Here is a 20913-nt window from a genome sequence, read left to right on the forward strand (position 1 = left end):
CCAGAAACCGGTGCCTTCGGGTGTCGGGTATGGTTTCTCGGACTCCGGCCTTTCTCGCTTTGGGTGAGGGGTTGGGGTACCGACCGTACGTTGAGAACTACACAGTGGACGCGAGCATCTTAGAAGCACCTCTTTTTGGGGGTGTTTCTTGAATAAAGTTTCCCGCATGGCTTCGGTCGTGTGGGTTGCTGGTCAATTTCTTTTCGAAGGAATCGATTTTTTGGACTCATGTATTCAAGTTTCTAAGGGCAAACGGTGGATGCCTTGGCATCTGGAGCCGAAGAAGGACGTCGTAATCTGCGATAAGCCTCGGGGAGCTGATAAACGAGCTGTGATCCGAGGATTTCCGAATGGGGAAACCCCGCCAGGCGGCGTGCTGACCTGGTGACTCCCGTCTGAATGTATAGGGCGGGTAGAGGGAACGTGGGGAAGTGAAACATCTCAGTACCCACAGGAAGAGAAAACAATAGTGATTCCGGTAGTAGTGGCGAGCGAACTCGGAAGAGGCTAAACCGTGCATGTGTGATACCTGTCAGGGGTTGCATGTTCGGGGTTGTGGGACTTCTGTCATTGTGCTGACACGCGGTGGCTGTGGTGAGTGGTATAGACGAACGGTTTTGAATGGCCGGTCAGAGAGGGTGCGAACCCCGTAGTCGAAATGCCATGAGCGCGGTATGAAGTATCCCAAGTAGCACGGGGCCCGAGAAATCCCGTGTGAATCTGTCAGGACCACCTGATAAGCCTAAATACTCCCAGATGACCGATAGCGGACAAGTACCGTGAGGGAAAGGTGAAAAGTACCCCGGGAGGGGAGTGAAATAGTACCTGAAACCGTTTGCTTACAAACCGTTGGAGCCTCCTTGTTGGGGTGACAGCGTGCCTTTTGAAGAATGAGCCTGCGAGTTAGCGATATGTGGCGAGGTTAACCCGTGTGGGGTAGCCGTAGCGAAAGCGAGTCTGAAGAGGGCGATTCAGTCGCATGTCCTAGACCCGAAGCGAAGTGATCTATCCATGGCCAGGCTGAAGCGACGGTAAGACGTCGTGGAGGGCCGAACCCACTTCAGTTGAAAATGGAGGGGATGAGCTGTGGATAGGGGTGAAAGGCCAATCAAACTTCGTGATAGCTGGTTCTCTCCGAAATGCATTTAGGTGCAGCGTTGCGTGTTTCTTGCCGGAGGTAGAGCGACTGGATGGCTAATGGGCCTTACCAGGTTACTGACGTCAGCCAAACTCCGAATGCCGGTAAGTGAGAGCGCAGCAGTGAGACGGTGGGGGATAAGCTTCATCGTCGAGAGGGAAACAACCCAGACCACCATCTAAGGTCCCTAAGCGCGTGCTAAGTGGGAAAGGATGTGGAGTTGCAGAGACAACCAGGAGGTTGGCTTAGAAGCAGCCATCCTTGAAAGAGTGCGTAATAGCTCACTGGTCAAGTGATTCCGCGCCGACAATGTAACGGGGCTCAAGCACGCCACCGAAGTTGTGGCATTGACATTAGTACCAAGCCGCACGACTTGTCGTGTTGGTTCAGGTGTGTTGATGGGTAGGAGAGCGTCGTGTGGCCGGTGAAGCGGCGGGGTAACCCAGCCGTGGAGGCTACACGAGTGAGAATGCAGGCATGAGTAGCGAAAGACGGGTGAGAAACCCGTCCTCCGGAAGACCAAGGGTTCCAGGGCCAGGTTAATCCGCCCTGGGTAAGTCGGGACCTAAGGCGAGGCCGACAGGCGTAGTCGATGGACAACGGGTTGATATTCCCGTACCGGCGAAGAACCGCCCGAGTCAATCCAGTGGTGCTAAGAGTCCTAGCCAGGATTCCGGATGTCCCTTCGGGGGCTGATGGGTTCTGGTGAACGCTCGACCCCGTGCTGGTGCGGCTAGCGTATTAACAGGTGTGACGCAGGAAGGTAGTCGGTCCTGGGCGATGGTTGTCCCAGGCCAAGGCTGTAGGCCGGGAGGTAGGCAAATCCGTCTCCCACATAGGCTGAGAGTCGAAGGGGAACCCGTAAAGGGTATGATCCGATGATCCTATGCTGCCGAGAAAAGCATCGACGCGAGGTTCTAGCTGCCCGTACCCCAAACCGACACAGGTGGTCAGGTAGAGAATACTAAGGAGATCGAGAGAATCGTGGTTAAGGAACTCGGCAAAATGCCCCCGTAACTTCGGGAGAAGGGGGGCCGCCCGCCTATTAGGACTTGCTCCGAAAGGGTGTGGTGGCCGCAGAGACCAGTGGGAAGCGACTGTTTACTAAAAACACAGGTCCGTGCCAAGTCGCAAGACGATGTATACGGACTGACGCCTGCCCGGTGCTGGAAGGTTAAGAGGAACGGTCAACCCTTCGGGGTGAAGCTGTGAATTTAAGCCCCAGTAAACGGCGGTGGTAACTATAACCATCCTAAGGTAGCGAAATTCCTTGTCGGGTAAGTTCCGACCTGCACGAATGGCGTAACGACTTCCCAGCTGTCTCAACCGCGAACTCGGCGAAATTGCACTACGAGTAAAGATGCTCGTTACGCGCAGCAGGACGGAAAGACCCCGTGACCTTTACTACAGCTTGGTATTGGTGTTCGGTGTGGCTTGTGTAGGATAGGTGGGAGACTGTGAAGCGGGCACGCTAGTGTTCGTGGAGTCGTTGTTGAAATACCACTCTGGTCACTCTGGATATCTAACTTCGAACCGTGATCCGGTTCAGGGACAGTGCCTGGTGGGTAGTTTAACTGGGGCGGTTGCCTCCCAAAAAGTAACGGAGGCGCCCAAAGGTTCCCTCAACCTGGTTGGCAATCAGGTGGCGAGTGTAAGTGCACAAGGGAGCTTGACTGTGAGACTGACAGGTCGAGCAGGGACGAAAGTCGGGACTAGTGATCCGGCAGTGGCTTGTGGAAGCGCTGTCGCTCAACGGATAAAAGGTACCTCGGGGATAACAGGCTGATCTTGCCCAAGAGTCCATATCGACGGCATGGTTTGGCACCTCGATGTCGGCTCGTCGCATCCTGGGGCTGGAGTAGGTCCCAAGGGTTGGGCTGTTCGCCCATTAAAGCGGTACGCGAGCTGGGTTTAGAACGTCGTGAGACAGTTCGGTCCCTATCCGCTGCGCGCGCAGGAAATTTGAGAGGATCTGACCCTAGTACGAGAGGACCGGGTTGGACGAACCTCTGGTGTGTCAGTTGTTCCGCCAGGAGCACCGCTGATTAGCTACGTTCGGGATGGATAACCGCTGAAAGCATCTAAGCGGGAAGCCGGCCTCGAGATGAGATTTCCATCCCCTTCGGGGGGAGAGGCTCCCAGCCAGACGACTGGGTTGATAGGCCAGATGTGGAAGCACAGCAATGTGTGGAGCTGACTGGTACTAATAAGCCGACAACTTGATTACACAACAAGTCCAAAAAATGTTGTTCGCGTCCACTTTGTGGTTCCTGACGCACGGTCAGAACCAAACACAAACTCAACATGGTTTGACACATGGTTTACGTGTGTTGATGGTTGTTACGGCGGCCATAGCGAGAGGGAAACGCCCGGTCACATTCCGAACCCGGAAGCTAAGGCTCTCAGCGCCGATGGTACTGCAGGGGGGACCCTGTGGGAGAGTAGGACACCGCCGGACTTAACGTCAGGAAGGCCACCCCAGTTTCGGGGTGGCCTTCCGCATTTAACGCACCAAACAGCGTTGCGATGACGGGGCCGGTTTTGGAAGCCCTGCAACCTCTTCTGCTTTCCGTCTTCCCCGTATGCCGGATCCGGAATGTTCCGGTTCAGAGCTGCTTCGCTGCCGTGAGATGCTCCCGGTATCGAGTGAGGTCCGCGATGATGTCCGTCGCGCTCTCTATCGTGTGGATGAGGGCCGAGCCCTCCCCGGCGTAGATCGGTGCAGTATCGAACCGACCGTCCTTCCGGGCTGCGAGCATGTCCGTTGTCATGGTCTCGTTCGACTCGAGCGCCTTCTGCAGCTCGTCTTCTCTGCCGTGCCAGTTCTCGGCGAAGTCATTCACGAGCGCACGGCCGCCGTAGTACGGTGGCCATCCTGCGCGTTGGGCGATATCGAAGGTCCGCGTATAGACGGTGTCGCCCGGTTCTGCGGAGACGAGACGCTTCTTCGCCGCCTCTTGGAAGTCCGATTCGATCGCCGACGCGAAACGGGTTCCTATCCATGCTCCACGTGCTCCCGCAGCCATGACGGCTGCGAGTCCTCGTGACGTCGTGATTCCTCCGGCGGCGATGATCGGAATGTCGGTCTCGTCGAGCGCGATCTGCAGGAGCGTGAGCGTTGACAGCTCATTCCGGCCATGCCCGCCGCCTTCACTGCCACGAACGATGATGCCGTCTACACCGGCCATCATGGCGCTGTGGAGCTCGTCGACGTTTCCCACTTGCGCCAGGGCGACGGCGCCGGCATCGCGGACAGCATCGAGCGCGGCTCTGCTCTCGCCGAAGCCGAGCGAGATCACGTGGGGGTGATGGGAGAGGACGCGCGTCAGCGGCGTCAGGTCGCGTTCGAGAGCGAATGAGAGGAAGCCGGCGCCCCATACCGCGCCCTGCTCCTCGAGCTCCGCTGCCGCCTGGTCGAGTGTGCCGAGTTCCGGAGCGCTCGGGACCCCAAGCATTCCGATCGCTCCTGCTGCGCTCACGGCTGAAGCGAGGCGCGCACCGGCCGCACCCGCCATTGAGGCGTTGAAGATGGGAACCGTTCTGCCTTCGAGAAGGCGCGTCAGCGCGTTATCCACGCGCTCAGTCTAGTGACGTATCCTTGATCAGGCCGAAGGACTTCGGCGCTTCAACTCAATATGCGCATCCGACCAGGAGGACCAGAATCATGACGAACGCCGGCGACGACCCCGATCGCTCTTCTGGTCCCCGCACGCCCTCGAGTGGCGACGGACCAGCGCAGGGAAATCGTGGTGGCGGGCCCCGCAGAGGCGGCGCCCCCAGCGGCCGAGGCGAGCGTCGGGAATGGTCGCCGCGCGGAAGCAGCGGGCAGCCGCGATCGGGGTCCGGTCGCGATGGCGGTCGCCGTGAGGGTGGCCAGGGAAAGTCGTCGCGCGAGGGTAAAGGCGAAAGACGCAACTGGACGCCTCGCGAGGGCAAACCTGCGCGCCGAGAGTGGACGCCACGTGATGGTGAGCGTCGAAACACGGCTTCCCGTGACGGAAGTTCTGAGCGACGGCGCGAGTGGACATCGGGCGAGGGCGCGCGGGGCGACGGAGCCGCGCGCCGCTATGACGGTGGTGCGCAGCGGTCTCGCGGCGACGGTGCGCGCCGCCCTGCCGACGGTCGGTCCAGTTTCTCTGACCGTGGTGCGCGTCCCCACGGCGAGCGGGGGGCACGTCCGGATCGCGGGGATCGCTCCGAGAGCGCACGCCGGTGGTCAGATGACCGTGCGGGACGCCCTGACCGCTCCGGTGCTCCGCACCAGCGAGGCGACCGCGGAGCGCGTCAAGCGCCCGGCGGGCGCGGTGACCGCGACAAGAAGCTGTGGACTCGCGACGGCCGGCCTGCTCGTGGAGACCGCGACGCACATCGCGCAGAGCAGGAGCTCACAGTGGAGCAGCTGAGACAACGCGAGCTGCGTTCGGTGCGTCCCCGACACGACGACCCCGATCTGCCGGACGATGTCACCCTGAACGATCTCGACCGTGTCGCCCGCAACGAACTCAAGACCTTGAGCGCCGAGAACGCGGAATGGGTCGGTAGACACCTCGCCATGGCGGCGCGCCTCATCGAGGTGGACCCGGAGGAGGCGCACAAGCACGCGCAGAGCGCCGCCCGCCGCGCGGGACGCATCGCTGTTGTGCGCGAGACCCTGGCGATCACCGCCTACCGCACAGGCGACTTCGCTCTGGCGCTTCGGGAGCTGCGCACCTTCCGCCGGATCGGCGGTTCCGACGAGCAGCTGCCGCTCATGGTCGACAGCGAACGCGGCGTCGGACGACCCGAGCGAGCCCTCGAGCTTGGCCGATCGGTTCCGCGGGAGAAACTCAGCGTCGGCAGCCAAGTGGCGCTTGCCATCGCCATGTCCGGGGCGAGACTCGATCTTGGCCAGCCCGAACTCGCGCTCGGCGAGCTCCAGATCAGCCAGCTCGATCCTTCTGTGGCGTACAGCTGGAGCCCTGATCTCTTCTTCGCCTACGCGGAGGTGCTGGACGAGCTGGGTCGCATGGATGAGTCCGTCAACTGGCGTGCCCGTGCGCAGGTCGCCGAGAAGGCACTCGCGGAAGCCAACCACGTGGGTGAAGACGAGACGATCATCGTCGTAGAGGAAGACGTGGAGGAGATCCCCGTCGAGATCAGCGACGACGACGTTGACGCGGCGGAAGCGTTCGACGCCGATGCCCGCGAGACCGACGACGGCCCAGCCCACGCCGCCGAGGAAGAGGAGAACGATGGCGCTGCTTCGACGGAGGACTAAGACCGTGCAACCCCTCGATGGCGTCGATGCCGTGCTCGTGGACCTCGACGGCGTCGTGTACGCCGGCCACGCTGCGATCCCGCACGCGGTCGAGAGCCTCAACCGTGTCGCCGAGAGCATTCGCGTGGGATACATCACGAACAACGCCTCCCGAACGGATGCGACCGTCGCCGAACAACTCTCCGGGTTCGGCCTCGGCGCGAAGGCGTCCGACATCGTCACGAGCCCCCAGGCCGCGGTTCGACTGCTCCGCGACCGCGTCTCCGACGGCGCTCTCGTTCTCGTCGTTGGCGGCGAGGGCCTCATCAATGAGCTCACAAAGGCCGGCTACCGGGTCACGCGCAAGGCCGAGGACGGTCCGGATGCCGTCGTGCAGGGTTTCGCCCCCGACGTCGACTGGAACCAGCTCGCCGAGGCCGCATACGCCTTGCAGACCGACGGTGAACCGAACGAGATCCCGTGGATCGCGACGAACACCGACTGGACGATTCCACGCGAGCGCGGAATCGCACCGGGAAATGGGACGCTCGTCTCCGCCGTCCACACCGCCGTCGGGCGCCTCGCCGAGGTCGCCGGCAAACCGGAAGTGCCGATCTTCGAGGAGGCGAAGCGGCGTTTCGACGCGCAGAACCCGCTCATGATCGGGGACCGGCTCGACACTGACATCCTCGGCGCGAACCGAGCGGGAATCGACTCGGTGCTCGTGCTCACGGGCGTCGATCGCGCCAAGCACGTTCTTGCCGCCGGAACCGACGAGCGGCCGACCTATGTCGTGCGCGATCTGCGTGAACTGTTCGAGCCATACCCGGTGACGCAGTTCTCACGCGACAAGTCCGAGGCGACGGTAGGCGACGCAACGGTGCGCATCAACGGCACCGAAGTGGAGATCGCCCGCGCAGGCGACTCGGATCTCAACCGGCTGCGCGCAGCGAGCGCCGTGATCTGGGCGAGCGGTCGGCAGATCTTCGGTTTCAACGTGCCGGAGCGCCTGTACGCGTGAGCGCGTCGGCGCGGCACGTCGGCCCTGGCTTGTAGCCTAGGGGTGTGATGAACGAGGAAGACGGCGCAAGTGCGGCCCCGACGGGCGACGGGCTCCTGTCGCGCCTTGAGCTCATCGAACAGCGCCCCCTCGCAGAGCGCGCTGACGCCTACGTCCAAGTGCACGACGAACTGAGCGCGGTGCTCGACGCCAGCGAGCGGGAGCGCGCATCTCGGTGACATCGCAGCGCCTCGACACCGCCCTCGCTCGTCGCGGACTCGCGCGTTCGAGAGCCGCAGCCGCGGAACTGATCAAGGGCGGCCTCGTCGCCGTCGACGGCCGCACCGTCGTCAAGCCGGCGTTCGCGGTCGCGGAGACGCAGCGGATCGAGGTGGCCGGCGCCGATCACTACGTCAGCCGCGGCGCACACAAGCTCATCGCCGCGCTCGACGCCTTCGAGATTCCCGTGTCCGGTCGGGAGGTCCTCGACATCGGCGCCTCCACCGGCGGCTTCACGCAAGTGCTGCTCGAGCGCGGTGCGACGCGCGTCATCGCCCTCGACGTGGGACACGGGCAGCTCGTTCCCGAACTCAGAAACGACCGCAGAGTCGTCGTCGTGGAGGGCTTCAACGCCCGTGAGCTGAGCGCGGACTCGCTCGCCGCGGCATCCGGGATCGACAAATCACCCTCGCTCGTCGTGGGGGATCTCTCGTTCATCTCGCTGCGGTACCTGTTCGGGCCGCTCGCCGACACGGTCGGACGCTCGGCTGAGATCGTGCTTCTCATCAAACCGCAGTTCGAGGTCGGGAAGACGGGCGTGCGCGAAGGCATCGTGCGGGATGCCGGGCTGCGGGTGGACGCCGTTCAGAACGTGCTGTGGTCCGCGTGGGATGCCGGCTTCGGCGTGCGCGGGCTCATCGCGTCGCCGATCGCGGGCACGCACGGAAACCGGGAGTTTCTCGTGCACCTCACGGCAGAAGGCGGCTCGAATCCGACAGAATGGATGCAGCGCGCGGCCCGACTGGCAGGAGATGGTGAATGACGGCGGAGAGAAACATCCTCGTGGTCTCGCACACCGGGCGCGCCGACTCGCTCGCCGCCGCCTCGCACGTCATCGACCAGCTGCGTGAGGCCGGGATGACGCCGGTGCTCATTGCGGACGAGAGCGCGGACCTTCGCGCGAACGGCCTCGACGTCACGGGCGTGAAGATTCTCGACGACGTGGCGACGGCGGAGCTCGAGCTCGTCATGGTCCTCGGTGGTGACGGGACGATCCTGCGCGCGGCCGAGGTCGTGCGCGAGGAGGCGATCCCACTGCTCGGCGTCAACCTCGGTCACGTCGGTTTCCTCGCCGAGCTCGAACGCGACGACCTTCGCGGTGCGGTGCAGCGCGTCGTCAGGCGCGACTACTCCGTCGAGGAGCGCATGACGCTCGCCGTCACTGTCACGGTGTCAGGGGACGTCGTGTACTCGACGTGGGCGCTCAACGAGGCGACAGTGGAGAAGGCGAGCCGAGAGCGCATGCTCGAGCTCGTCATCCAGGTCGACCAGCGTCCACTCGTGTCCTTCGGTGCCGACGGCGCCGTCATCTCGACTCCGACGGGGTCCACCGCCTACAACTTCTCGGCCGGCGGGCCCGTCATCTGGCCGACCGTGGAAGCGATCACGCTCGTGCCGCTGAGCGCTCACGCGCTGTTCGCGAAGCCGATCGTCATCGCTCCAGGCTCCACCCTCGCGATCGACGTGCTCGATCGCAGCGACGGCATGGGCGTGCTGTGGTGCGACGGGCGCCGCACTTACGAACTGCAACCCGGATCGCGCGTCAACGCCGAACGCTCCGACACCCCGGTGCGGCTCGCGCGCTTGCACGACAGCCCGTTCACTGACAGGCTCGTGCGCAAATTCCATCTTCCCGTGAGCGGATGGAGGGGACCCGCGGCATGATCGAGGAGATCGAGATCGCCGACCTCGGCGTCATCGCGTCCGCGACCCTGCCCCTTGGCTCCGGCTTCACGGCGATCACCGGCGAGACGGGCGCGGGAAAGACGATGGTCGTCACCGCGCTCGGGCTGCTTCTCGGCGGTCGCGCGGACTCTGGCACCGTGCGAGCGGGAGCGAGCCAGGCGCGCGTCGACGGTCGCTGGATCGTGGAGGACACCGGGCACGTGGCCGACCGCGTGCGAGAGGCAGGGGGCGACGTCGACGCCTTCGGCGGCGACGGACTGGCGGAACTGACGCTCGGCCGCACCGTCACCGCGGAAGGACGCAGCCGCGCCCAGGTCGGTGGACGAAGCGCTCCCAACGGCGTGCTGACCGAACTGGGGGAGCGGCTCGTCGCCGTGCACGGCCAGTCCGATCAGATCCGGCTTCGGTCGCAGTCCGCGCAGCGCGGCGCCGTCGACCGTGCGGCGGGCGCGGAGCTCGATGAGGTCCTCGCCCGGTACCGGGAGGCTTTTGCGCGCTGGCGCTCGGAGGAGCAGGAGCTCGCCACCCTCACGCGGGAACGCGACGCCCGTTCCGCCGAAGCAGCGGAGCTGCGTGAGGCCATGGACGAGATCGAGGCCGCGGCGCCGCGCCCCGGCGAAGACGACGAGCTCGCCGCGACCGCTGAGAAGCTCACGAACCTCGAAGAGCTTCGCCTGTCCGCATCCGCGGCTCGCGAGGCGATCTCCTCCGAGCTCGTCGAGGGCGGAGACGTGCTCGCTCTCATCGAGAACGCTCGCCGCTCCCTCGAGCGCGTCACCGAGTTCGACGATGCCCTCGCGCCCATCGCCGAGCAGCTCGCGAACCTCAGCTACCTCGCCTCCGAGGCTGCGGGGGAGCTCTCGAGCTATCTCGCGTCGCTCGACGCAGACGGCAGCAACGAACTCGAGGCCATCAACGAGCGCCGCGCCGTGCTCGGCACGCTCATGCGGCGCCATGGTCCGAGCCTCGACGACGTCATCGCCGCCCTCGATCAGGGCAGCGCGCGCCTTCTCGAACTCGACAGCGACTCAGACCGCATCGAACAGCTCACGCGGCAGGTCGAGGAGGACGGCGTGCTCGTCGCCTCCCTCGCCGCCGAGACCACGGCGATACGCACCCGCGCCGCGGAACGCCTCGGCACGGCCATCAGCGAAGAGCTGAGCGCGCTCGCGATGCCGGACGCCTCGGTGATCATCGCCGTGAGCGACACGGGCGAGTACTCGCGCAACGGCCGTGACGAGGTGCAGTTCCTGCTCCGCGCGCACGCCGGCGCGGAACCGCGGCCGCTCTCGAAGGGCGCCTCGGGCGGCGAGCTGTCGCGCGTGATGCTCGCGATCGAGGTCGTGATCTCGGCATCCGACCCTGTGCCGACATATGTCTTCGATGAGGTCGACGCGGGCGTCGGCGGCGCGGCGGCGATCGAGATCGGCCGGCGACTCGCCCGGCTCTCGCAGCACGCGCAAGTCATCGTCGTCACCCACCTCGCCCAAGTGGCGGCGTTCGCCACCAACCACCTCACGGTGGTCAAGGAGAGCGACGGCTTCGTGACCCACTCGAGCGTGAAGCCGCTCGAGGGGGAGGCCCGCACCGAGGAGATGGCGCGACTGCTCTCGGGACTCAGCGACAGCGACACCGGACTGGCTCACGCCGAGGAGCTGCTTGAGCTCGCTCGGTCCGACTCACGACTGATAGGATAGAAGCCCGTGGCGAACATTTCAGATACGGGTACTTCAAACGGCACGACCAAGCACGTTTTCGTGACTGGTGGTGTCGTTTCTTCGTTGGGGAAGGGCCTGACGGCGGCAAGCCTCGGCAACCTTCTCACCGCGCGCGGACTGCGGGTGGTGATGCAGAAGCTCGACCCGTACCTCAACGTCGACCCGGGAACGATGAATCCGTTCCAGCACGGTGAAGTCTTCGTCACCGACGACGGCGCCGAGACGGATCTCGACATCGGCCACTACGAGCGCTTCCTCGACATCAACCTCAGCCAGTCCGCCAACGTGACGACGGGCCAGATCTACTCGACCGTCATCCAGAAGGAGCGCCGCGGCGAGTACCTCGGCGACACCGTGCAGGTCATCCCGCACATCACGGACGAGATCAAGCGCCGCATGCGCCTGCAGGCGTCCGAGTCCCCGAAGCCCGACGTCATCATCACCGAGGTCGGCGGAACCATCGGCGACATCGAATCGCAGCCGTTCATCGAGGCCGCCCGCCAGGTGCGGCATGAGCTCGGCCGCGACAACGTCTTCTTCGTGCACGTCTCCCTCGTGCCCTACATGGGCGCCTCAGGGGAGCAGAAGACCAAGCCGACGCAGCACTCCGTCGCAGCGCTGCGCTCGATCGGCATCCAGCCCGACGCTCTCGTCCTGCGCAGCGACCGGCCCGTCACCGAGAGCAACAAGCGAAAGATCGCGCTCATGTGCGACGTCGACGAGCGCGCCGTCGTCAACACGGTCGACGTGCCGTCGATCTACGACATCCCCTCGACGCTGCACGACCAGGGCCTCGACGCGTACATCATCGACGCACTCGGTCTGCACGCCGGAGACGTCGACTGGAGCCGCTGGAACACCGTGCTCACCGCCGTGCACGAGCCGAAGGACGAAGTCACCATCGGTCTCGTCGGCAAGTACATCGACCTGCCCGACGCCTACCTGTCGGTGACGGAGGCCATCAAGGCAGGCGGATTCGCTCACCGCACCGCCGTGACGCTTCGCTGGATTCCGTCGGACGAGTGCGAGACGCCCGAGGGCGCGGCACGAGCGCTCTCCGAGCTCGACGGCATCTGCGTGCCCGGCGGGTTCGGCATCCGCGGGATCGAGGGAAAGCTCGGGGCGCTCAACTACGCGCGCGCCCACAAGATCCCCACGCTCGGCCTGTGCCTCGGCCTGCAGTGCATGGTGATCGAGTACGCCCGCTCGGAAGCGGGCCTCGAGGGAGCGAGCTCCACCGAGTTCGACGCCGAAACCGAGTTCCCCGTCATCGCGACGATGGCCGAGCAGGTCGAGATCCTCGCCGAGGGCGACCTGGGTGGCACCATGCGGCTCGGGCTCTACCCGGCGAAGCTCGCCGAAGGCTCTCTCGCCGCCGACCTGTACGGCTCGACCGAGGCCTCCGAACGCCACCGTCACCGCTACGAAGTCAACAACGCGTACCGGGAGCGCATCGCCGACGCCGGGCTGAGCTTCTCCGGAACCTCGCCCGACGGACGACTCGTGGAGTACGTGGAGCTGCCGCGCGACGTGCACCCGTTCTACATCGGAACCCAGGCGCACCCGGAGCTTCGCTCACGGCCCACCGACGCGCACCCGCTCTTCGCAGGCCTCGTCGCCGCGGCCCTCGAGCGGCACAAGGCGAGCCTGCTGTTCGACGATGAGGTGTCGGAGGAGAACTGATGGCACACCAGCGGCGTCCGCTGCGGGACGAGCCGAGCACGGTCGACATCGTCTCGAGCGACGTGGTGTACCACGGCCGTGTCTGGGACATCCGCAAGGACGCGTTCCGGTACAACGGCGACACCATCGTTCGCGAGTACACCGACCACACCGGCGCCGTCGCGATCCTCGCCCTCGACGAGCACGACCGTGTGCTGCTGATCAACCAGTACCGGCACCCGGTAGGCGCAAGGCTCTGGGAGATCCCGGCCGGGCTCCTCGACGAGCACGGCGAGCCTCCGCTCGACGCCGCCAAGCGCGAGCTCGCGGAAGAGGCCGATGTCGAGGCCGACGACTGGGCGACCCTCGCCGAGTTCTACACGTCGCCGGGCGGAAGCGACGAGGCGATCCGCGTCTACCTCGCCCGCGGGCTGCACCGCATTCCCGAGCGCTTCGACCGCACAGGGGAAGAAGCCGACATCGAAGTGCGCTGGGTGAGCCTCGACGAAGTCGTGGACGCCGTGCGGGATCGTCGCCTGCAGAATCCGTCTCTCGTCACCGGCGTGCTCTCCGCGTACGTGGAACGCGAGCGCGGCTGGTCGGGGCTCGCCCCTGCCGACGCCGCGTGGCCGCGCGTGAGAGCTCGAGGCCACTCGGCGTGAGCCTTGAGCGTGCTGTCGACACCTACCTCAGGCACGTGCGCATCGAGCGCGGCCTCTCCGACAACACGCTCAGCGCCTACCGACGCGACCTCCAGCGCTACCTCGGCTGGCTCGCCGAGAACGGCATAGCGGATGCCGCTGACGTGAGCGCCGCGCACGTCAGCGCCTTCGCCCGCGGGCTCTCCGACGACCCGGAACACCACCTCACGGCATCCTCCGTCGCCCGCGTGCTCTCGACCGTGCGGGGCCTTCACCGGTTCCTGCTCGAAGAGCAGGTCACGCAGGTCGACGTCGCCGCCGAGGTCAAACCGCCGAAGCTGCCGAGCCGACTGCCGAAGGCGATAACGATCGCGCAGGTCGAGGCGCTGCTCGCGACCGCCGCCGGCGACAGCGTGCAGCACATCCGCAATCGCGCCCTGCTCGAACTGCTCTATGCCACGGGCGCTCGCGTCTCGGAAGTGTGCGCCCTCAACGTGGACGACGTCGTCGACACCGACATCGTGCGCCTCACAGGAAAGGGCGACAAGCAGCGCATCGTGCCGATCGGAAGCTTCGCGCGTGCGGCCCTCGACGAATACCTCGTGCGAGTCCGGCCAGCTCTGTCCACGCGCGGTCCGTCCACGCCGGCGCTGTTCCTCGGGCTCAGGGGGAAGCGCGTGTCCCGCCAGAACGCGTGGCTCATCATCAAGGCGGCCGCCGAGCAGGCCGGACTCACGGTCGAGGTCTCGCCGCACACCCTTCGGCACTCCTTCGCGACGCACTTGCTGCAGGGCGGCGCCGACGTGCGCGTCGTGCAGGAGCTGCTCGGGCACTCCTCGGTCGCGACCACGCAGATCTACACGCTCGTGACCGCTGATACGCTTCGCGACATGTACACGCAGGCGCACCCGCGCGCCCGCGCCGATCACTAGCGGCCCGCATGCCGACGCGGGATATCCGGAAGCGATCGGTAGAATCAGGCGAGTACCACCACTCGAGAGACGGGAATGAGGCACGCAGTGGCCACTACGGACGACACCGCGACCGCGGCAGCATCGTCGCACACCGAGCTCGGCCCGACCGGTCGTCCGCTGCGAGAGTTCCCCACACCCGAACCGCTGAACGGGCACGGGCCCGCGCGCATCATCGCGCTGTGCAACCAGAAGGGCGGCGTCGGCAAGACGACGACGACGATCAGCATGGGCGCCGCGCTTGCGGCATACGGGCGCCGCGTGCTGTGCATCGACTTCGACCCGCAGGGCGCCCTGTCGGCCGGCCTCGGCGTGAACACGCACGACGACCTGACGATCTACGACCTGCTGCTCGCGAGCAAGACCGACCCGCGTGAGGCGATCCAGCACACCGCCGTCGAGAACCTCGACGTCATCCCCGCCAACATCGACCTCTCCGCCGCCGAAGTGCACCTCGTGAACGAGGTCGCGCGCGAGCAGATCCTCGCCCGCGTGCTGCGCCACCTCACGGGCGACTACGACGTCATCCTCATCGACTGCCAGCCCTCGCTCGGCCTGCTCACCGTCAACGCCCTCACGGCGAGCCACGGCGTGCTGATCCCGCTCGAGTGCGAGTTCTTCGCCCTGCGCGGCGTCGCCCTGCTGATCGAGACGATCGAGAAGGTCAAGGACCGCCTCAACCCGGCGCTCGAGCTCGACGGCATCCTCGCGACGATGTTCGACTCGCGCACGCTGCACTCCCGCGAAGTGCTCGAGCGGGTCGTCGACGCGTTCGGCGACGACGTTCTCGAGACCGTCATCGGCCGCACCGTCAAGTTCCCCGACGCCTCCGTCGCAGGCATGCCGATCACCGAGTTCGCCCCCGAGCACAACGCGGCGAAGGCGTACAGGCAGCTCGCCAGGGAGCTGGTCGCCCGTGGCGCCGTCGCCTGACGGTCCCACGCTGCAGCCTGCCGAGCCGAGCGAGCCGGAGCAGCAGGCGGGATTCCGCGTCGCCCTGAGCAACTTCGAGGGCCCCTTCGACCTGCTGCTCTCGCTCATCACCAAGCGCGAACTCGACATCACCGAAGTCTCGCTGTCCGCCGTGACCGACGAGTTCCTGTCCTACATTCGCGGCGTCGAGTCCGAGAAGGAGCTCGACCAGGCCTCCGAGTTCCTCGTCGTCGCCGCGACGCTGCTCGACCTCAAGATCGCGGGCCTGCTGCCGCAAGGCGAGCTCGTCGACGCCGAAGATGTCGCGCTGCTCGAGGCCCGCGACCTGCTGTTCGCACGCCTGCTGCAGTACCGCGCTTTCAAGGAAGCGTCCACCTGGTTCGCCGACCGGCTCGACGCCGAGTCAGCCCGGCACCCGCGCACCGTGCGGCTCGAAGACAAGTACCGCACGCGCACGCCCGAGCTCGTGTGGACGCTCAGCCTCTCCGACTTCGCCGCCCTCGCCGCCCTGGCGCTCGCGCCGAAGGGGATCCCCGTCGTCGGGCTCGACCACCTGCACGCCCCGCTCGTGAGTATCCGCGAGCAGGCCGCGTACGTCGTGGGCGTGCTGCGCGTCGGCGAGCCCGTGACGTTCCGGCAGCTCATCGCCGGCGCCGAGCAGAAGGGTGTCATCGTCGCCCGATTCATCGCCGTGCTCGAGCTGTACCGGCACGCCGCCCTGTCATTCGAGCAGCTCGAGCCGCTCGGCGAGCTCACCCTCCGCTGGGCCGGCGAGCACTGGTCCGACGAGAACCTTGCCAACCTGGGAGCAGACTATGACGGCTGACGCCAGCACCGACGAGACGATCGAGAACACGACGGATGCCGCCGCGCCCCGCGTCGCGGCATCCGGCCCTGCCTCAGAGCCAGACCTCGACCGGGCCATCGAGGCGCTGCTCATGGTCGCCGACGAGCCGCAGTCGGTCATGGGCCTCGCCACCGCGCTCTCCCGGCCCGTGAAGCACGTGCAGGCCGCGATCCACCGGCTCGTCGCCGACTACGACGGCGTCGACGGAACCGTGCGCCGCGGCTTCGAGCTGCGGGAGGTCGGCGGCGGCTGGCGCATCTACGTGCGCGGCGATTACGACCAGGTCGTCGCGGACTACGTGTCGCAGCAGAACCCCAGCCGGCTCTCCCAGGCCGCACTCGAGACGCTCGCCGTGATCGCGTACAAGCAGCCCATCTCGCGCGGCGCGATCGCGTCGATCCGCGCCGTGAACGTGGACTCCGTCGTGCGCACCCTGCTCGGCCGGGGGCTCGTCACGGAACTGTTCACCGACAGCGAGACCGGCGCGATCAACTACGGCACAACGGATCTCGTGCTGCAGCAGCTCGGCATCAACTCCATCGACGAGCTGCCGCCGATCTCACCGCTGCTCGCCGACGGGACGGAGGGCTTCGACGGCGATGTCCGGTAACCCCACAGAGCCCGAGCAGGGCGTCCGGCTGCAGAAGGTGCTCGCCGCCGCCGGCGTCGCCTCCCGCCGCGTGTGCGAGCAGTACATCGCCGAGGGCCGCGTGAGCGTCAACGGCGAGGTGGTGACGGTTCCCGGCACGCGCATCGACCCCGAGACCGACCGCGTCGCCGTCGACGGGCAGGCCGTTCAGCTGGACACGACGAAGCGCTACGTCATGCTCAACAAGCCCCGCGGCGTCGTGAGCTCCATGCGCGACGAGCAGGGCCGCCCCGACCTCACGCGCTTCACGGCCGAGTACGACGAACGCCTGTTCAACGTGGGCCGGCTCGACGCCGAGACCTCCGGCCTGCTCGTCCTCACGAACGACGGCGAGCTCGCGCACGTGCTCGCGCACCCCTCGTTCGGCGTGTCGAAGACCTACATCGCCAAGGTGCGCGGGAGCGTCACCGCTCAGACCATCCAGGTGCTGAAGGACGGCGTCGACCTCGACGACGGACCCATCGCCGCCGACGCCGTGAGACTGCTCGATCAGCACGCGTCGGGCACGAGCCTGCTCGAGGTCACGCTGCACTCCGGGCGCAACCGCATCGTCCGCCGCATGCTCGCCGCCGTCGGCCACCCCGTCATCGACCTCGTGCGCCGCAGCTTCGGACCGCTGCACCTCGGCACCCTGCGTTCGGGGCAGATGCGCGAGCTGACTAAGGTGGAACTCGGCGCGCTTCTCACCCTGGCTCGCGATCCCGAGCCGGAGCTGGACTCGAGAACGGATGCCGCTCGCGAGACGCGCGGCGGACCGCGCCGTACGCCGAAGATCACGCACCGCAAGGGAGGACGCCGGTGAGCCAGAAGCGGGCGCCCCTCGTCGACCCGTCGAAGAACCTCGCGCGCTTCGACGGGCACGTCCGCATCGTCGGGACCGGGCTTCTCGGCGCGAGCATCGGCCTCGCGCTCACGGGCGACGGCCTCGACGTCGCCCTCGCCGACGCGTCACCGTCGCAGCTGCGCCTCGCCGTCGACTACGGAGCCGGCCGGCCTGCCGCCGAGACCGACGACCCCGACCTCATCATCGTCGCCGTGCCGCCGGACGTCACAGCCGACGTCATCGCCGCGGAGCTCGAGCGCTACCCGCGCGCCGTCGTCACCGATGTGGCGAGCATCAAGAGCGAGCCGTTCATCGAGCTCACCCGCCGGGGCCTCGACCTCACCAACTACATCGGTTCGCACCCCATGGCGGGCAGGGAGCGCGGCGGCGCCATCTCGGCGCGCGCCGACCTGTTCGTCGGCCGGCCCTGGGTGATCTGCCGTGACGAGTCCACGCCGCGGCAGGCCCTCGCCCTCATCGAGGACCTCGCTCTCGATCTCGGCGCGGTGCCGATCGAGATGACGCCCGACGAGCACGACGACGCGGTCGGCCTCATCTCGCACGTCCCGCAGCTCGTCTCGAGTCTGCTCGCCGCGCGCCTCGTCGACGCGCCTGACGCCGCACTCCGGCTCACCGGTCAGGGGCTGCGCGACACCGTGCGCATCGCCTCGAGCCAGCCCGAGCTGTGGGTGCAGATCCTCGGCGCGAACGCGGCCCCGGTGGCCGACGTGCTGACGGCGCTGCGCAAGGACCTCGACTCGGTCATCGACGCGCTCGAGCACCCGGACGCCCGCGGGTCCCGGCGCCACCTCGCCGACGCGATCGCCGCGGGCAACATCGGTGTCGCGCGCCTGCCCGGCAAACATGGTCAGGATCAGCGCTTCGCCCAGATAGTCGTCATGGTCGACGACCGGCCGGGCGAGCTCGGTCGGCTTCTCACCGAACTCGGTGAGATCAACGTCAACATGGAGGACCTCCGCCTCGAGCACTCGCCGGGAACCGCCGTCGGTCTCGCGGAGATCAGCGTCCTCCCCGAGGTCAAGCAGCGCACCATCGAGGATCTCGAGGCGCGCGGCTGGCGGATTGCGAGCGTGTGAGCACATGGCAGACATCGTCGTAGCGGTCGACGGCCCCGCGGGGTCCGGCAAGTCGAGCGTCTCGAAGGCGGCAGCGCTCCGCCTCGACTTCAACTTCCTCGACACCGGCGCCGCGTACCGGGCGCTCGCCTGGTACGTCATCGAACGCGGTGTCGAGGCGGGCGACCCGCGAGCGGTTGTCGACATCCTGCCCGACTGGGACTACCACATCGGCGTCGACCCCGACACCTACGCCGTCCACGTGGGGGAGACCGACGTGACGGAGGCGATCCGCGAGCCGCGCATCTCCGGCGTCGTGAGCAGCGTCGCCCGAGTGCCCAAGGTGCGCAGCCACGTCAACGACATGTTCCGCGACATCATGCGACGCGCCCCGAAGGACGGCATCATCGTCGAAGGCCGCGACATCACGACTGTCGTGGCCCCTGACGCCCCCGTGCGGATCCTGCTGACCGCGGCGGAAGAGGTTAGAATGGCCAGGCGCTCCGCCGAGCTGACCACCGAGAACGCCGGTGACGTCGCCGCACAACTTCGGAAGCGTGACGCCGCGGATTCGCGCGTCGTCGACTTCATGACCGCCGCAGACGGCGTCGTGACCGTCGACTCCACCACCCTGGACTTCGATCAGACCGTCGATGCAGTGCTCGACGTGATCGCCCGGCAGACCGCAAGGACGAGCAATGGCTGAGACACCGCCCGAGAACGACTACGACGCGAGCGAGGACAACCTCGCCGAGACGCTCAGCGCCCTCGACGAGAACGAGGAGGCGCAGCGCGCCGACGCCCTGCGTCGAGGCCTTCAGGACTACGAACTCGACGAGGGCGACCTCGAGGTGCTCGACGCCGCCTCCGAGAACCCCGACGAAGTCACGTTCCTGCCCGCGCTTCCCGTGCTCGCGATCGTCGGCCGCCCGAACGTGGGCAAGTCGGCGCTCGTGAACCGCATCCTCGGTCGTCGCGAAGCGGTCGTCGAGGACACCCCCGGCGTCACGCGCGACCGCGTGTCGTACAAGGCCGAGTGGAACGGGCGCCGGTTCACCGTCGTCGACACGGGCGGCTGGGAGCCCGACGCGAAGGGCATCGACGCGTCCGTCGCCGCGCAGGCGGAAGTCGCCATGGACCTCGCCGACGCGGTGCTGTTCGTCGTGGACGCGAACGTCGGCGCCACGAGCACCGACGAGCACGTCGTGAAGCTCTTGCGCCGGGTGAAGAAGCCCGTCTTCCTCGCCGCCAACAAGGTCGACGACATCCGGCAGGAGCCCAATGCGGCCGTGCTGTGGTCGCTCGGCCTCGGCGAGCCGCGTCCCGTCTCGGCTCTGCACGGCCGCGGCGTCGCCGACCTGCTTGACGACATCCTCAAGGTGCTTCCCGAAGTGTCGCGCGTGGCGAAGGACGAGGTCGGCGGCCCCCGCCGCGTCGCGATCGTCGGCCGCCCCAACGTCGGCAAGTCGAGCCTGCTGAACAAGGCCGCGGGAGAAGACCGCGTCGTCGTCAACGAGCTCGCGGGAACCACGCGGGACCCCGTGGACGAGCAGGTCGAGATCGGTGGGAAAATCTGGCGGTTCGTCGACACCGCCGGCATCCGTCGTCGCGTTCACCTGCAGCAGGGCGCCGACTTCTACGCGTCGCTGCGCACGAGCGCGGCGGTCGAGAAGGCCGAGGTCGCTGTCGTCGTCATCGACGTCAGCCAGCCGATCAGCGAGCAGGACGTGCGCATCATCGACCTCGTGCTCGAATCCGGCCGCGCCCTCGTTCTCGCGTTCAACAAGTGGGACCTGCTCGACGACGAGCGTCGCCGCTACCTCGAGCGCGAGATCGAACAGGATCTCGCGCACGTGTCGTGGGCGCCGCGCGTGAACATCTCCGCGCGGACGGGCCGCCACCTCGAGAAGCTCGTGCCCGCGCTGGAGACGGCGCTCGAGTCGTGGGACACGCGCATTCCGACGGGCAAGTTCAACGCGTTCCTCGCCGAGCTCGTCGCGGAGCACCCGCACCCGCTGCGCGGCGGCAAGCAGCCGCGCGTGCTGTTCGGCACGCAGGCGTCCACGCGCCCGCCGACGTTCGTGCTGTTCACGACGGGATTCCTCGACCCCGGGTACCGTCGCTTCATCCAGCGCCGCCTGCGGGAGATCTACGGCTTCGAGGGCAGCCCGATCGTCATCAACATGCGCGTGCGCGAGAAGCGCCAGCGGTAGCCCAGCGCCGTCACAGCACGTCTTACGGCTCCCCGCCTCGG

At 66.6% G+C, this 20913-nt stretch carries 18 protein-coding genes and 2 rRNA genes; 19 read left to right on the forward strand and 1 reads right to left on the reverse strand.

Annotated elements, in window-relative coordinates; translation table 11 throughout:
• Positions 1-232: 232 nt before the first annotated feature.
• Positions 233-3365, forward strand: a 23S ribosomal RNA gene (locus BLV49_RS13070).
• Between the two features lie 114 nt (positions 3366-3479).
• A 5S ribosomal RNA gene (rrf, locus tag BLV49_RS13075) occupies positions 3480-3596 on the forward strand.
• A 148-nt stretch (positions 3597-3744) separates the two neighbouring features.
• Here the strand turns inward: rrf and BLV49_RS13080 are convergent.
• Positions 3745-4713, reverse strand: a complete 969-nt coding sequence (locus BLV49_RS13080) for an NAD(P)H-dependent flavin oxidoreductase (protein ID WP_091185260.1) — start codon at positions 4711-4713, stop codon at positions 3745-3747.
• Between the two features lie 492 nt (positions 4714-5205).
• On the opposite strand from BLV49_RS13080, the gene BLV49_RS13085 reads away from it, so the two are divergent.
• The 17 genes from BLV49_RS13085 to der all read left to right on the forward strand — a co-directional run bounded on the left by BLV49_RS13085 (position 5206) and on the right by der (position 20872).
• Positions 5206-5541 carry a hypothetical protein gene (locus tag BLV49_RS13085; protein ID WP_091185263.1) on the forward strand — a complete coding sequence of 112 codons (336 nt, stop codon included), beginning with the start codon at positions 5206-5208 and terminating at the stop codon, positions 5539-5541.
• Positions 5529-6395, forward strand: a complete 867-nt coding sequence (locus BLV49_RS13090) for a hypothetical protein (protein WP_245723657.1) — start codon at positions 5529-5531, stop codon at positions 6393-6395. Before BLV49_RS13085 ends, BLV49_RS13090 begins: the two co-directional genes overlap by 13 nt.
• The gene (locus tag BLV49_RS13095) at positions 6370-7395 is read left to right on the forward strand and encodes an HAD-IIA family hydrolase (protein WP_091185266.1); all 1026 of its coding nucleotides are present in this window, start codon (positions 6370-6372) and stop codon (positions 7393-7395) included. Before BLV49_RS13090 ends, BLV49_RS13095 begins: the two co-directional genes overlap by 26 nt.
• Before the next feature lie 47 nt (positions 7396-7442).
• The gene (locus tag BLV49_RS16935) at positions 7443-7613 is read left to right on the forward strand and encodes a hypothetical protein (protein WP_218132631.1); all 171 of its coding nucleotides are present in this window, start codon (positions 7443-7445) and stop codon (positions 7611-7613) included.
• Complete coding sequence (locus tag BLV49_RS13100) at positions 7604-8416, forward strand: TlyA family RNA methyltransferase (protein WP_091185268.1); 813 nt, start codon at positions 7604-7606, stop codon at positions 8414-8416. The genes BLV49_RS16935 and BLV49_RS13100 overlap by 10 nt, the downstream gene beginning before the upstream one ends.
• Entirely contained in the window at positions 8413-9318 is a 906-nt protein-coding gene (locus BLV49_RS13105) for an NAD kinase (RefSeq protein ID WP_091185271.1), read from the forward strand. The genes BLV49_RS13100 and BLV49_RS13105 overlap by 4 nt, the downstream gene beginning before the upstream one ends.
• Positions 9315-11036 (forward strand): DNA repair protein RecN, encoded by a 1722-nt coding sequence (recN, locus tag BLV49_RS13110; RefSeq protein ID WP_091185275.1) that lies wholly within the window; start codon positions 9315-9317, stop codon positions 11034-11036. The genes BLV49_RS13105 and recN overlap by 4 nt, the downstream gene beginning before the upstream one ends.
• 6 nt (positions 11037-11042) lie before the next feature.
• Positions 11043-12740, forward strand: coding sequence for a CTP synthase (pyrG, locus tag BLV49_RS13115; RefSeq protein WP_434061461.1), 1698 nt, complete (start codon positions 11043-11045; stop codon positions 12738-12740).
• Positions 12740-13381, forward strand: a complete 642-nt coding sequence (locus BLV49_RS16940) for an NUDIX domain-containing protein (RefSeq protein WP_176980841.1) — start codon at positions 12740-12742, stop codon at positions 13379-13381. Before pyrG ends, BLV49_RS16940 begins: the two co-directional genes overlap by 1 nt.
• Positions 13378-14292: a site-specific tyrosine recombinase XerD gene (gene xerD, locus BLV49_RS16945; protein WP_176980842.1), complete on the forward strand. Its 915-nt coding sequence runs from the start codon at positions 13378-13380 to the stop codon at positions 14290-14292. Before BLV49_RS16940 ends, xerD begins: the two co-directional genes overlap by 4 nt.
• A 75-nt stretch (positions 14293-14367) precedes the next feature.
• Positions 14368-15264 carry a ParA family protein gene (locus tag BLV49_RS13125; protein ID WP_091185283.1) on the forward strand — a complete coding sequence of 299 codons (897 nt, stop codon included), beginning with the start codon at positions 14368-14370 and terminating at the stop codon, positions 15262-15264.
• The gene (locus BLV49_RS13130; protein WP_091185288.1) at positions 15248-16090 is read left to right on the forward strand and encodes a segregation and condensation protein A; all 843 of its coding nucleotides are present in this window, start codon (positions 15248-15250) and stop codon (positions 16088-16090) included. The genes BLV49_RS13125 and BLV49_RS13130 overlap by 17 nt, the downstream gene beginning before the upstream one ends.
• Complete coding sequence (gene scpB / locus BLV49_RS13135) at positions 16080-16721, forward strand: SMC-Scp complex subunit ScpB (RefSeq protein ID WP_091185291.1); 642 nt, start codon at positions 16080-16082, stop codon at positions 16719-16721. The genes BLV49_RS13130 and scpB overlap by 11 nt, the downstream gene beginning before the upstream one ends.
• Positions 16711-17562 carry a pseudouridine synthase gene (locus BLV49_RS13140; protein WP_091185294.1) on the forward strand — a complete coding sequence of 284 codons (852 nt, stop codon included), beginning with the start codon at positions 16711-16713 and terminating at the stop codon, positions 17560-17562. Before scpB ends, BLV49_RS13140 begins: the two co-directional genes overlap by 11 nt.
• The gene (locus BLV49_RS13145; protein WP_091185300.1) at positions 17559-18680 is read left to right on the forward strand and encodes a prephenate dehydrogenase; all 1122 of its coding nucleotides are present in this window, start codon (positions 17559-17561) and stop codon (positions 18678-18680) included. The genes BLV49_RS13140 and BLV49_RS13145 overlap by 4 nt, the downstream gene beginning before the upstream one ends.
• 4 nt (positions 18681-18684) lie before the next feature.
• Positions 18685-19365 (forward strand): (d)CMP kinase, encoded by a 681-nt coding sequence (cmk, locus tag BLV49_RS13150; RefSeq protein ID WP_091185303.1) that lies wholly within the window; start codon positions 18685-18687, stop codon positions 19363-19365.
• Positions 19358-20872, forward strand: a complete 1515-nt coding sequence (gene der / locus BLV49_RS13155) for a ribosome biogenesis GTPase Der (RefSeq protein ID WP_091185306.1) — start codon at positions 19358-19360, stop codon at positions 20870-20872. Before cmk ends, der begins: the two co-directional genes overlap by 8 nt.
• Positions 20873-20913 lie beyond the last annotated feature (41 nt).

The organism is Paramicrobacterium humi (assembly GCF_900105715.1).
GTDB classification, from domain to species: Bacteria; Actinomycetota; Actinomycetes; order Actinomycetales; family Microbacteriaceae; genus Paramicrobacterium; species Paramicrobacterium humi.

Excerpts from the sequence above, each read along its gene's own strand:
- BLV49_RS13085 (WP_091185263.1), top strand. The coding sequence starts at position 5,206 with ATGACGGTGGTGCGCAGCGGTCTCGCGGCGACGGTGCGCGCCGCCCTG.
- BLV49_RS13095 (WP_091185266.1), top strand. The coding sequence starts at position 6,370 with ATGGCGCTGCTTCGACGGAGGACTAAGACCGTGCAACCCCTCGATGGC.
- BLV49_RS16935 (WP_218132631.1), top strand. The coding sequence starts at position 7,443 with ATGAACGAGGAAGACGGCGCAAGTGCGGCCCCGACGGGCGACGGGCTC.
- BLV49_RS13105 (WP_091185271.1), top strand. The coding sequence starts at position 8,413 with ATGACGGCGGAGAGAAACATCCTCGTGGTCTCGCACACCGGGCGCGCC.
- recN (WP_091185275.1), top strand. The coding sequence starts at position 9,315 with ATGATCGAGGAGATCGAGATCGCCGACCTCGGCGTCATCGCGTCCGCG.
- BLV49_RS16940 (WP_176980841.1), top strand. The coding sequence starts at position 12,740 with ATGGCACACCAGCGGCGTCCGCTGCGGGACGAGCCGAGCACGGTCGAC.
- BLV49_RS13125 (WP_091185283.1), top strand. The coding sequence starts at position 14,368 with ATGAGGCACGCAGTGGCCACTACGGACGACACCGCGACCGCGGCAGCA.
- scpB (WP_091185291.1), top strand. The coding sequence starts at position 16,080 with ATGACGGCTGACGCCAGCACCGACGAGACGATCGAGAACACGACGGAT.
- BLV49_RS13140 (WP_091185294.1), top strand. The coding sequence starts at position 16,711 with ATGTCCGGTAACCCCACAGAGCCCGAGCAGGGCGTCCGGCTGCAGAAG.
- cmk (WP_091185303.1), top strand. The coding sequence starts at position 18,685 with ATGGCAGACATCGTCGTAGCGGTCGACGGCCCCGCGGGGTCCGGCAAG.
- der (WP_091185306.1), top strand. The coding sequence starts at position 19,358 with ATGGCTGAGACACCGCCCGAGAACGACTACGACGCGAGCGAGGACAAC.